11 protein-coding genes are annotated in these 13323 nt (G+C 40.5%); 1 reads left to right on the plus strand and 10 read right to left on the minus strand.

Translation table 11 applies throughout. The annotated features are described in order from the left end of the window. Positions 1–8: 8 nt before the first annotated feature. The 7 genes from secA to murJ form a co-directional block, all read right to left on the minus strand. Positions 9–2819, minus strand: coding sequence for a preprotein translocase subunit SecA (gene secA / locus PHC29_03115; GenBank protein ID MDD5108483.1), 2811 nt, complete (start codon positions 2817–2819; stop codon positions 9–11). A 202-nt stretch (positions 2820–3021) separates the two neighbouring features. Further along, a protein-coding gene (gene prfB, locus PHC29_03120; protein ID MDD5108484.1) for a peptide chain release factor 2 occupies positions 3022–4120 on the minus strand; the annotation gives its coding sequence in 2 pieces (ribosomal slippage) (positions 3022–4059 and positions 4061–4120; 1098 coding nt in all). 135 nt (positions 4121–4255) lie between these two features. Next, a complete protein-coding gene (locus PHC29_03125) occupies positions 4256–5329 on the minus strand; it encodes a PilT/PilU family type 4a pilus ATPase (GenBank protein ID MDD5108485.1) in 1074 nt (357 codons plus the stop codon). A 78-nt stretch (positions 5330–5407) separates the two neighbouring features. After that, on the minus strand, positions 5408–6901 hold the full coding sequence (locus PHC29_03130) for a glycosyltransferase family 2 protein (GenBank protein ID MDD5108486.1): 1494 nt from the start codon (positions 6899–6901) through the stop codon (positions 5408–5410). Continuing rightward, positions 6894–7919: a PEGA domain-containing protein gene (locus tag PHC29_03135; protein MDD5108487.1), complete on the minus strand. Its 1026-nt coding sequence runs from the start codon at positions 7917–7919 to the stop codon at positions 6894–6896. Before PHC29_03135 ends, PHC29_03130 begins: the two co-directional genes overlap by 8 nt. Then, a complete protein-coding gene (locus PHC29_03140) occupies positions 7919–9157 on the minus strand; it encodes an excinuclease ABC subunit UvrC (protein MDD5108488.1) in 1239 nt (412 codons plus the stop codon). Before PHC29_03140 ends, PHC29_03135 begins: the two co-directional genes overlap by 1 nt. Beyond that, positions 9136–10686 (minus strand): murein biosynthesis integral membrane protein MurJ, encoded by a 1551-nt coding sequence (gene murJ, locus PHC29_03145; protein MDD5108489.1) that lies wholly within the window; start codon positions 10684–10686, stop codon positions 9136–9138. Before murJ ends, PHC29_03140 begins: the two co-directional genes overlap by 22 nt. A 113-nt stretch (positions 10687–10799) precedes the next feature. Here murJ and rpsT point away from each other — a divergent pair, with 113 nt between their 5' ends. Continuing rightward, positions 10800–11060: a 30S ribosomal protein S20 gene (gene rpsT, locus PHC29_03150; GenBank protein MDD5108490.1), complete on the plus strand. Its 261-nt coding sequence runs from the start codon at positions 10800–10802 to the stop codon at positions 11058–11060. Here rpsT and PHC29_03155 read toward each other — a convergent pair. Genes PHC29_03155 through bamD form a run of 3 tightly spaced genes read right to left on the minus strand, consistent with a single transcriptional unit; the run spans position 11057 to position 13291 of the window. Beyond that, on the minus strand, positions 11057–11755 hold the full coding sequence (locus tag PHC29_03155; GenBank protein ID MDD5108491.1) for a hypothetical protein: 699 nt from the start codon (positions 11753–11755) through the stop codon (positions 11057–11059). The genes rpsT and PHC29_03155 overlap by 4 nt on opposite strands. 26 nt (positions 11756–11781) lie before the next feature. Continuing rightward, positions 11782–12354, minus strand: a complete 573-nt coding sequence (locus PHC29_03160) for an LptE family protein (protein ID MDD5108492.1) — start codon at positions 12352–12354, stop codon at positions 11782–11784. Next, positions 12344–13291 (minus strand): outer membrane protein assembly factor BamD, encoded by a 948-nt coding sequence (gene bamD, locus PHC29_03165; GenBank protein ID MDD5108493.1) that lies wholly within the window; start codon positions 13289–13291, stop codon positions 12344–12346. Before bamD ends, PHC29_03160 begins: the two co-directional genes overlap by 11 nt. Positions 13292–13323: the final 32 nt, after the last annotated feature.

Consider the following 13323-nt stretch of genomic DNA (forward strand, 5'->3'; position numbering starts at 1 on the left):
TGCAATGTTTATTTTCCGCAGCATTTTTTATATTTTTTACCCGAGCCGCACGGACAGGGGTCATTACGGCCTACCTTGGATTGGTGGGATTGCACAGGTTTAACAGCTTGCGCGGGCGCAACAGGTAGCTCCACATCAGCATCGTCCCCAGCAGGAGCCTGGAATTTATTCGCCTCAGGATGAGTTAGTTCCTTGGGCAGAGAACTAAAAACCCCTTGGAATCTATCAGGCTTGACTGGCTCTAATTTGAAAACAGTCTGCACAGCGTCCTCTTCGATAGCAGCAATCATCTGACTAAACATTCCAAAAGCTTCGCGCTTATATTCAATCAAAGGATCCCTTTGCCCATAGGCGCGCAAACCAATACCTTCACGCAAGCTATCCATGGCATAAAGATGATCTTTCCATTTAGTATCGATAATCTGCAGGAAAACCATACGTTCTAAATTACGCAATAACTCTGCGCCAATCAGTTTTTCTTTACCTTCATAAGCTAAAAGCATTTTTTGTGTTAAATCATCCTTTAACCCTTCTTTATCTTGGTCAGTAAATGCCTTAGCGTCCGTCTCTAGGCCAAAATTTAAGGCCAAGGAATTGATTAAACCCGTTACATCTAAACCAGAGGAATCCCCGTGATCATAAATTTTCAGATAATCATCAATCAATTTGGGAATAATTTCAATAATATTTTCTTTTAAAGAAAAACCTTCCAAAATCTGCTTACGCTGGCCGTAGATAATTTCCCTTTGTTTATTCATTACATTATCATATTCCAGGAGCTGTTTTCGGATTTCAAAATTGTGCTGTTCTACCCGGCGCTGGGCAATCTCAATCGAACCACTAACCCAGGGATGCTCAATAACCTGCCCTTCTTCCAGTCCCAATTTATCCATCAGCCCAATAATCCTGTCAGAGCCAAACAAACGCATAAGATCATCCTTCAATGATACATAAAAACGTGATGAACCCGGATCCCCCTGCCTGCCGCTGCGGCCGCGCAGCTGATTATCGATACGCCTGGCTTCATGGCGCTCCGTGCCTAAAACATGCAAGCCGCCTAAGGCCACTACTTTATCATGTTCAAGGGCAGCTTCGGATTTATAACGATCAAGGATTGCTTTGTACTCAATCTGATAATTTGGATCCTCCGGATTTAATTTCTGCTTGGCCACGTTTTTAGCGGTAAACTCAGGATTTCCACCTAAAAGTATATCTGTACCACGGCCAGCCATGTTGGTAGCAATAGTCACGCCTTTATATCTACCGGCCTGAGCAATAATAATCGCTTCCATTTCATGATATTTAGCATTTAATACCTGATGAGTAACCCCGCGGCGTTTAAGCATCTCAGAGAGCCTCTCGGATTTATCAATAGTGATTGTACCGACCAATACGGGCTTGCCCAAATTATACAATTCTACGATCTCTTCAACCACAGCATCAAATTTCTCTTTTTCAGTTTTATAAATGCGATCAGGATAATTCTTACGCACTAAAAGTTTGTTTGTAGGCAGAACAACTACATCCAATTGATAAATACTTTTAAATTCATTGGCTTCGGTAAAAGCAGTACCCGTCATCCCGGCTAGTTTCTCATACATGCGGAAATAATTTTGAAAAGTCACGGTGGCTAAGGTTTGATTTTCCCGCTCAATCTTTAATCCTTCTTTAGACTCGATTGCCTGATGCAGGCCGTCTGACCAGCGCCTGCCGGGCATAAGCCTGCCGGTAAATTCATCGACGATTATCACCTGGCCATCCTTAATCACATAATCCACATCCCGCTCAAAGAACTCCTTTGCCCGCAGGGCCGCAATAGTATGATGACGATACTCAATAGTTTCCAAAGCATGAAGGGTATCCACGCCCCAGAGCTTAGAGGCTTTAATCTCCCCTTCTTCAGTTAAAGCTACGGTCTGAGCTTTTTCATCGGCGACATAATCAAATCCTTTTCCTAAGTCTATTCCTTTATATTTTGCGTCGATCTCGTCTCTTTCCGTAACCCTACGGCCATTTAATTGTTCAACTATTTTTTTAGCAGTATAATATTTTTCCGTGGACTCCTCGGCAGGGCCTGAGATAATCAACGGTGTACGCGCCTCATCGATTAATATTGAATCAACCTCATCCACTATGGCATAATAGAACGGCCGCTGCACCAGTTCTTCAATAGAATATTTCATATTATCGCGCAGATAATCAAAACCAAATTCATTGTTGGTGCCATAAGTTATATCGCAGGCATAAGCAATTTTTCTTTCCTCATCGCTCATATCATGCTGGATAGTGCCTACGGACAGCCCTAAAAATTCATAGATCGGCCCCATCCACTCGCGGTCGCGCCGGGCAAGATAATCATTGACCGTAACCACATGCACTCCTTTACCCAATAAAGCATTAAGATAAGCTGCTAATGTAGCCACTAAAGTTTTACCTTCTCCGGTGGACATCTCGGCAATCCTACCTTCATGCAAAATAATACCTCCGGCAATCTGCACATCAAAATGGCGTAATCCTATCGTACGCTTAGCTGCCTCTCTGACTACGGCAAAAGCTTGCGGCAATATATCGGCAAAAATTCTATTGCGGCTAACCTTTAATTTTTCTTTTAACTTTTCTTTCTCTTCGGGTATAGCCACGCTAAGCATTGCCTGTTGTAAATCTTCAAGCTCCTGAGCAATCTCAACAGATCTATTTTTTAGATGCTCTTTAAATTCATTTGACTTAGCAGTAAGCTCTGCGTCGCTAAGCGCGCTTATCTTAGGTTCTAGAGAATTCACTATGTTAACAATTCTAGCCACCTCAACCATCTTGTTCATTGAAGGGCTAGGCATATCAGAATGCAAAGTCATATTTAATTTAGGAAATCTGTTCCTAATAGCATTCTGTTTATTTTGAAGAATAATTTTTTTAATTAATCCTAACATTTTACTCCTAATTCGTCATCTTGAGCCCGAAGGGCGAAGGATCTAGATTCTTCGGTCGCTTCGCTCCCTCAGAATGACACGCTTGTAGCATCTCTTATTTATTAGCACTATATTTGAGAAAAGCCTCAATAAATTCATCCAAACCGCCGTCTAAAATTTTCTGGGTATCCCCAGTTTCAAAATCAGTACGGTGATCTTTAACTAAATTATAGGGATGCAAAACATAAGAACGGATCTGACTGCCCCACTCAATTCTCTTTTTATCTGAATCCTGCTGCTTTAATTCTTCCTGTTTTTTTACCTGTGCTGCTGTATAGAGACGGGACTTAAGTATCTTTAAGGCAGTCTGTTTATTTTGAAACTGCGAACGCTCATTCTGGCACTGCGCCACAATTCCTGTCGGTAGATGCGTAATCCTCACCGCTGAATCCGTGGTGTTTACGCTTTGGCCACCTGCACCTTTAGAACGATAAACATCTATACGCAAATCTTTTTCTTCGATTTTGATATCCAGATCTTCTTCTATTTCCGGAATTACATCTACCGAAGCAAACGAAGTATGCCTGCGTGAGTTTGCGTCAAAAGGTGAGATTCTCACCAAGCGATGCACTCCGCGTTCTGCTTTTAGATAACCAAAAGCATACGGGCCTTCGATTAAAATAGTTACATTTTTAATCCCTGCCTCTTCCCCCGGAAGCATATCAATTGTTTTTACGCTATACCCGTGGCTTTGTGCAAACCGGCTGTACATCCTAAAAAGCATCCCTGCCCAATCACAGGATTCTGTACCTCCTGCTCCGGCATTGATACTTAAAATCGTGCTATTCTTATCAAGCGGGCCACCCAAAAGAACCTGGAATTCTAACTTTTCTATTATGCTCAAGAGGCTGTCGGCATTGCGGGTTAAATCTGAAACCAAATCCTTATCATCCTCTTTAAGCAGGGGAATAAGTTCGGTAAGTTCCTGATATTTTTTATAGGCTAGTTCCCAAGGCTCAACTATTACTTTAAGGCTCTTTAATTCTTTGACAATCTTCGTAGAATATTCTGTATTGCCCCAGAAACCCTCAGCGGACATCTGGGTGTTTAAAACATCTATTTTTTGCCTTTTATCGGCAACGTCAAAGATAACCTCTTAAGTTTTCCAGCCTCACCCCAATCCCATCAAGTTTACTTTTAATTTCTTCTATCATAACCGTCTCCTTCTTACTATTAAACATTAAATGGGGACAGTTATTTTTAAAATGACGTTTTGAAGAAAAATAACTGTCCCCATTTGGGAAGTTTTTATAGCAAAATGACTATCCCTTTCTGCAAAACTTGTTTCGTTAAGTTTTCTTTATCCCTTTGTAAGCCAACATAAATTCTTCGCGGCTATCTGCAGCAAGCGCAGCATCCTCTACGCTTATTTTGCCGTCATGAGTTAATTTAACCAAAGATTGAGTGAACGACTGCATACCGAATACTGCACCATCTTCAATGTAATGAGGAATCTCCCAAGTCTTTCCTTCACGAATCAGGCGGCTGATAGTGGGAGTTAGAAGCATAATCTCATAAGCAGGTACGCGGCCAGTCCCATGTTTAACAGGCACCAAACGCAATGAGATTACTCCTTTTAGCAGCCAGGCCAATTGATTCCTTACCTCCTGATGCTGGTGAGGAGGAAAAAAGTTAATCAATCTTTCTATGGATTGAGAAGCATTAATTGTATGCAAAGTACTCAAAACTAAAACTACAGTTTCAGCAGCAGCCATAGCGCTAGATACGGTTTCAGAATCTCGAATATTAACGATAAACATCACATCCGGGCTCTGTAAGGTAAAAGCACGCAAAGCAGTCTGATAACTCGGAACATCTATCCCCAGCTCCCGCTGATTTATAATTGACTGCTTATCTTCAAAAGTGAATTCAATCGGCTCTTCAGCAGTCAAAACATGTTTTCTGCAGTTATTATTAATATATTCAATCATACTGGCAATCGTCGTAGATTTTCCGCTGCCCATACTTCCGGTCAACAATACTAAACCGCGGGTTTCCAGCGATAGTTTTGTTAACACCTCAGTGGGAAGATTTAACTCTTCAAAGTTAGCTATATTATTGCGCACATTCCTGATAACAATGGATGGCCAATTTCTTTGCGTAAATACGCTAACCCGGAAACGCCGGTCAAATTCCTCCAGGTATACGGCAAAATCTACATCCAGGGATTTTCTAAAAATTTCAAGCTGTTTGGTATTAGACAGTTGTTCGGTGGCAAGCATAACATCCTCTACGGTTAAAATCCTGGTATCCATAGAGATTATTTTACCGTCGATTCTAAGGCGGGGTACGCCTCCGGCTCGGTAAAAAAGATCTGAAGCGTTCCTACCCACCATCTCTCTCATTAACCCTTTAATATCCATTCTCCCTCCTCGCCACCAGGCGACACTAACCCAATTCCTTTAAGGGCCAGGTGTTTATAAGCGCACGATGACTAAATATTATAACACCTTATCCCCTTTTAATGTAGAATTAAATTCCATGTATCTGGCAAACATAAGCCGGCTTTGAGCATCAATTGCCGGAAGTGAGCCGACAATCAATATTATAAACGGTACAAAAAACCATTCCAAGACCAAAATTACATTCTTGAATACGCTCACCCCCTTAGGCCGCGGCGGTAGAATTGTCCAACTCAGAAATATCCAGATCAAACTAGTCAATAAAGTAAACTGAAACAGTAATCCGGTAATCTTGGGTAAATTATAAGCAATTGCCATCTGGCTAAAAAACACTCCCCCAAAAAGCATGGGCAAATACCCAATAACCACCAGAATAAAGGCCCAGACAGCCCAAGTAACATGGCTTTCCAATAGATGGAATGACCTTCTTAATTTATGAAATAAAGAAATATTTTTATTTTTTATGAAACCATCCACTACAAAAGGAAAATTTTCTATTCCCCATGCCCACCTTCTTTTTTGCTTATACTGCACAACAATTGTCTTCCATATATTAGTAGAATAAGCTACGTCCATAGAAACCGTAACATATAAAGGCACTACCCGGTAATCCCCATTATAATGTAAGTAACCTTTCCAATAGATCACGGAGTCATCTGAAATCATATTCACCGGCCAATAATCCACCTCAACCAACGTCTTGAAACTCATACTGTGGCTGGAGAATGTAACAAACTTTTCAAGGCGCATACTTTCAATCAGCTGGCAGAATGAACTGCTAATCTCAACTAACCTGGCAAAAGAAGGCGCTTGCCAAATATTATTGTTATAAACTGGCATCGGTTGATAGCTTGCCTGATGTGGTTTATCAGAGGTCAAAAAATGATAACTTAGGCATCCGAAATATTCTGGCTCAACACAGGTATCGGCATCAAAACAGGAAACTATCACATTTTCATAAGTAATTTCACGGCTATCAATAAATTTTTTAGCAGCTTTAGCGCTCCATGTGGCATTTGCACCTTTTGTGCGGGTTTCCCCGGCTAAACCATCAGGATGAAAAGTAGATATATAAGCACCGAATTTTGAACTAAACTCTTTTTCTAAAATTAAGGCAATATCATGCGCGCGGATATTGCGTTCTTCAAAAGCCATAGCTACAATAATCTTATCTTTTGGGTAATGGCTTGCATCCAAAGAAGATAATGACGGCCGCAAAACCTCCAGGCCTTCGTTATAAACGGGAAAAATAACTAATTGATACAACTTGGAAAAACTTTTATCTTCAGGAAGAGTTAAACAACGTTTCAACCAATCTTCATTCCTCTGATGAGAAAGCCGATTGTGCGCCATCACTAAAAGAGTAGTCAGGTAAACTGTACGAATTATCCAATAAAAATCAAAAGTAATAATTATTATAGCGCTGGCTACCGGATGTTTAATCGACAAAAAAACTAATACAATAATTATGCTCCAGGATAAACCTCCGGGTATAATTTCAAAGATGCGCCTTGAGAATGTTTTCTTATCCACCCTTATCTTCCTTCCCTATCGATTTAACGCCCTTAAAAGGCTGGATCATCAATTTCTCTAATGAAATAAGGCTAGGGCTTAAGTCCACCCGGTACAAATTATTATAAAAACTACCATCGGGGCTTCTCTGGCTATCGCTAAAATAAAGTTCATTCTCTTTATTATCATAAAATGCCTCTGCCCCTTCCTTATTTAATTCTACCAAGTTAACCGGTTTTGCTTGCGGCCTGGCCTCAATTACCTGAACATGCTTATCGGTCAAAACAATTAAATGGTAGCTATCCGCATGCCAAAAAACCTGGATTATTTTTTCCTGTGGATAATCTAAAAAGACAAAGGAGTCCTGAAATCCATAATCACCCTGATTATCAAAGAAAACTACGCCAATCTGATGACGATTAAAAACAAACAGCTTCTTTTTATCTTCGGGAACCTGCCAACCAACAATCTGTGTGAATTTTTCAGGAAGGCTGGCGATATCCTCAAAGTTACTTGAGTCTAAATTAGACCTATACACAACCTTATTTTCAGCATCCAAATAATAAATCAATTTCTTTTCGCTATCAACGTGAAAAAATGAAAAATTTTCCTGATTTAACTGCTGAAGGTTGGGGCGCAACGGAAAAAGGATAACCTTATCCAGGCGGCTGACTTTACCCGCCTCAACATCAACTTCCCCTTTCCAAGGATAATGTTGCGCTAATTCCAAAACAATCTTATAAACACCAGGGACTAACTCCTGCATACTTGCAGGACTCCTGTCTGGAATAAGTTTACCGTTGAGGTATATTTTTGCTCCGGCAGGCTGGGTCTTTACAGAGATTAGGCCGGTCTTAGTAAACTTTAAAGTATGCCTATTAAATTTATACCCCAATGCATAAGAAAGGATAAAAGGAAGCCCGGCAAAAAATAAAAATACGCTTAAATAAAACAAAACTCCTCTAATCCTTTGAAAATTCAACCCCGTTAGAGAACTATGTTCTCTTAGGGTATGATTTTTCTCTAACGGGGTAAACATTATTTAAATACCTCTTTTTTATGCAAGATGTGATGATAACTAAGAGCAAACCTGTGCGCTTCATCACGTATCCGTCGGATTAAATTCATCGCCGCAGCGTCAGTTGGAAAACGTAAAATTCCGCGTTTCTGGCTGCTATAAAGATTTTCTTTCTCTTTAGCAATGCTAACCAGCGCAATATCAAGATTCAATTCTTTAAGTTGGCGCGCTGCGGTTAAAAGATGGCCCTTACCTCCGTCAATAAGCAATAAATCCGGTAACGGCTTCTTCTCCCTGATTAACCGAACATAACGCCTCCTTACTATCTCAGCAAGCATTTTATAATCATTGATTCCGGAAAAACTCTTTATACGGAAACGACGGTAATTGTTTTTATCCGCCATGCCATTTTGAAAACTGACCATTGAACCGACAGAATGTTGACCTGAGATATTAGAGATATCAAACCCTTCAATTCTAACAGGCAAATTTACTAAGCCCAGCCTATTTTTTAAATCTTCCAACTCTGCTCTACGGTTAAAGACTCCTGAACCCGAGGGCACCTGCGATAAAACAGTAATCTGGTCACGAATCCTGACTGCCGCTTCAAAATCATGAGCCTTGGCTTTATCTTGCATGGATTTAGTCAATTTTCGGATCAACAAATCACCCTTGCCTTCTAAAACTAAAATAATATTGGCAATTATCCTCCTGTATTCCTGAGGGCCAATTTTACCGATGCAAGGAGCAGGACAAAGATTGATCTTATAGTAAATACAACTGCGCTTGGGAAGGCGCCTGCAAGACCGGTACCCAAAGCTACGCCGGATAATTTTAAGTGCGTTTTTTAAAAGTTTAGCATTAGTGTATGGCCCCAGATACCGTGCGCCTGCCTCATTCTTCTTACGCGTAATACAAATTAACGGAAACTCTTCATGGGAAATCAAAACATAAGGAAAACTCTTGTCATCCTTAAGAGAGACATTATACCTTGGTTTGAGCTCATGAATAAGCCCGGCCTCAAGCAATAAAGCCGCGGTTTCATTTGCACACAACCTGAACTCAATATCCGCTACCCTTCCCATTAAAGCCAGAGTCTTATTATCTAAATCAGCTGATAGGTAATTATAAAGCCTCCTCTTTAAAGAGCTGGCCTTGCCTACATAAATTATGCGCCTCAAACTATCACGCATCAGGTATACACCGGGTGAGTCAGGAGCTGATAAAATCTTATCTCTTAAACTCTGTGTATTTCCCATAAAAACTTTAGTATAAACTCTTTAAGTTCGGCTACTCCAAAAATAAAACAAAAAACAATGTAAGATAGCACCCCGCAAAATAATGCCCAGGCAAGATTCAATGCCTGATTCACCAAAAAACAGACACCTGCCATACAAAGACTAGCGATAAGAATACGTAAAAATGAATTTAATATTTTGCCTTCTCCAAAACCACCCAAACGTTTGCTTAGAATGAAAAATAAAAATAAGAAAGAAATTATCCCCGAAATAGCGGTGGCCAAAGCCAACCCCCCGATTTTAAGCGGAAACATCAAAAGTGAATTGAGGATAATATTTAACAGCAGGCTAAGCCCTGCAATCTTGGTGGGAGTAACCGTATCTCTGAGGGCAAAAAAACAACATTGTAATATTTTTGTTCCGCCATAAGCACATAACCCAATGCTATAAAAAAACAGGGCATTGCTGGTCAGGAGCCCTGCATTAACATCAAATTTGCCTCCACCAAAAAAAGTAAAAATTAATGGCTGCGCTAAAACCATAAAAAGCGCTCCCATCGGTAGCATTACGAAGAAAACCGCACGCAGTCCCCAGTAAAGCGTGTTTTTAAGATTCTCCCGATTATCCTCCAATACTTGTGTCGAAAAAGTAGGTAGAATCGCCTGCGCAATGGCATTGCTAAAAATACCTATAGGGAATTGAATGAGCCGGTAGGAAAAATAAAGAACCGCAACTGCCCCCTCACCAACAATCGCCGAGAGCGATCCAAAAATAGTATCCACAAAATTATTCAACTGGTAAATTCCACTGCTTGCCAGGCGGGGCAACATTAATCTTTGAACCTGCATTACTCCAGGATGCTTAAAGCATCGGGTGAATTTTGGACGAAACCCTTTTTTATATAAAACAGGAATCTGCACTGCCAGCTGTAGAATACCACCAAGCAAAACCCCGCTGGCCAGGCCCTTTATGCCTTCTCCCAGAAGCAGAGCACAGATAATTATAGAAACATTTAAAAGGCAGGGGGCAAACGCCGAAACAGTAAAGTTTTTCAGCGAATTTAACACAGCCATGGCATAAACTGCCAGGCCGATAAGTAGTATATAAGGAAAGATAATCCGGTTAAGGTTAATCGTTGCCTGCAGTTTATCTGGAGAAGCAATAAAACCGGGGGCGATCATGCGTACAATTAAAGGAGAAAAAATAATTCCCAGAATAGTAACTACACTTAGTATGACCAAGAGCAGGTTAAGTAAAATATTGGCCAGCTCCCAAAACTCTTCTTTGGAATGCTTAAGGCTGTACTCGCTTAAAACCGGGACAATTGCAGCATTAGAGGCGCCTTCACCGACTAGGTCACGAAAAAGATTGGGTATGCGAAAAGCAATTACAAAAGCCTGAGCATAAATATAAACTCCAAATAAGCGGGCAATAACTATATCTCTTATAAAACCCAGGACGCGCGAGACTAAGGTAGCAATACCAATAATCCCTGCGGAGCGGGCAACTGCATGGTTTTGGCTGTTTAAAGAATATTTGATTGTTGACATACGCAGCTAATTATGGTAATAATATTACCTTACAAAGTTAACTAATATCCAGTATTTACACACCCAGCGCTAATTGGAATTGCGCTGGTGTTCCCCCGCGGGAAGGAGAATATATGCCAAGACGCAAAACATCGCTAAAAAGTAACCGAGTAAGCAAAAGAAAACATACCCGGAATCTTAAGGTAAAGGTAGAATTAAAGAAAACAATCAAGAAATTCCAAGAGTTACTCACTAAAAAAGACGCTCAAGCCAAAACATTTATTGCCAAGGTTTTTTCCCAACTAGACAAAGCAGCCAAAAAAAATATTATTCCTTCGGCTACAGCTAACCGCAGAAAATCACGGCTGAGCAGGCGCTTAAGCAAATCTCATTAGAAGCCCCGCGCGCGGGGCGCTGCTTCTAACGAGACAAGCCCACATAAGCTAACTACTAATTTTTCTAATGCAAAGGCAGGCTTTAGCCTGCCTGTTTTTATTTCGATATCACAGTTAAGCATGAGTTTAAGTTTTCTTTTGGCATCCAAAGCAGCAATGTTCTGTTTTTCCCAGGCGAAACGCAACCCTCCCAGGATACGCTCAGGAGCCTCTCCATTTTTAAGCAGCTGATCCAATATGCGTAGCGCAGAATCGGTTCTCTTTAATTCAATCTGCCGGTTCAAAACAAATGCATCCGGGTTAACTGTCTCCTTAAAACGCATTACGCAAGCATGCGCCGATATCCCTTTAATAAACTCATCTTTATAATCATACTGCTGGAAATCAAACACTAGAACCAACTGTTTATGCGGCTTTTTGGAATAAGCAAGGAGAAAATCACTTGATTCTTTATCAAGCGAATGCGCCTCTTTGATTACAATGATCCGTTTGGCGCTTTGTAGCGGAATAACCAATAGGCGTTCTTGAATATCTCTTAAGGTTACTTCTTTGGCGTATAATGTATCCAGATTAAAATCTTGCAGATCTTTGGAAAGAAATTCCTGTTTTATTTTCTTAAGTTGAGTTTCTTTAGCTAAGATATCCTGGCCAATAAGTAGATACACCCCCACACCAATTGGGTGCTTAACTTGCATTATATTACAATTGGTGTGGGGGTAAATCACCATTGCTCAACTGTACGTTCGACAATACGACGGGCAAGATCATCTATGGCATTAGTTACCGCTGTGTCTTCGGGCACGATAACCACGCTCCCGGGAGCAAAACTGGTAAAATAAGAATAATTGCCGTTAAAATTATTCTCCTGCCAGAGCAACTTATTCTCTTTTTCATCCCAGAGGCTTAAATTTACATAAACATTAATGCGGTATTCAGTAACATTTTCATTATCCGAAGTGTAACTTAAAGGGTCTTTACGGTATTCAATCAATTCCCCCTTAAGCACTAAATCCGCCTCATCCTCTTTTATCGGCTTAAGATTGCCATCAAAGAGATACTTGTTAATTACTTTCTTAGTAATATCTGTCTCAAGCATCGGGCGGTAAATACGGTATTTATTAGCCGTATAGGCTTCCTGCGTTACATCTACCTTATTCAAAAAGGGAGTAATATAAATTGTTTTGTATTTTCCGTAAAGCATCGAACGGGTAGTATAACCGCAGCCGGTCAAAATAGTAGCTAGCAGGCAACACATAGAAGCTTTGAACAAAAATAAACCAATCCTATTTTTCATTTTTATGCTCCATCATCTGTAATCTGACTTTGGCCTGATCAGCCCAAAAACTCTGTGCATAATTATCTATTATATCATTATAATAGATTTTTGCCGAATCAAAGTTCTTTTGTTTTTCATAAAAACGGCCAATGCTGTAGCTTGATTGTGCCTCTTTCTCCCTAATGGTATCAATATTCTTTTGCGCATCCAATGAAAGCACAGCATCTGGGTGCTCCTTTACAAAATCCTCAAACTTTTCTTTAGCATCCTGCGCTGCTCCCTGGTCATAAGCGGATCCCTTAGACAAACTTGCCCTGCAGGAAGCAATCTGGAATTTTGCCGCAGATGCCCATTCGCTATCCGGATAACGGGAAACCACTTTGTTAAACTCCTCCTCTGCCTCGTAATAACGCAACAGCCCTTTTAGAACCAAGCCTAATTTATATTGTGCTTTGGGCGCAAACGAACCATAGGTAGAATTTTCTACCACCTTTGAAAATATCTCAATCGCCGGATTATCCACAGGCAGATCTATACCCAAAGCTTTACGTTTTTCTCCGGACATAAACCTTTCGCCGATTTTATATTCTTTCTCGATAATCTCCTGAATACGCTCGGAAAACGGATACTTATCAATTACCATCTGATAAGCCAGATATGCCTCATATGATTTGCCCTGCGCCTCTTCTGCCAATCCTAAATAATACTGGCTCTCCGCAGCTTCTGCAGATTTAGGGTAAGCTTTAAGTAATTTACGAAATTCGCGTTTAGCTTCTTCATATTTATTATCGTCAAAATAAGACTTGGCATAGGCAAACTGCTCCTTTGGATCATCCTTGGGCAGGTTCTTCGGATTAACCCATTTACCACTTTTAGGGGTCCAAAGCCAATATGAATATACAGGCTGGATAGATAAAAAAGAAATTATTAACAAGCTTAAGATTATGCGTTTCATAATGTTGGGGTCACTTTTCCAGGACAGTTGCC

The sequence above is a fragment of the Candidatus Omnitrophota bacterium genome (genome assembly GCA_028712255.1).
Classification (GTDB): Bacteria; Omnitrophota; Gorgyraeia; order Gygaellales; family Profunditerraquicolaceae; genus UBA6249.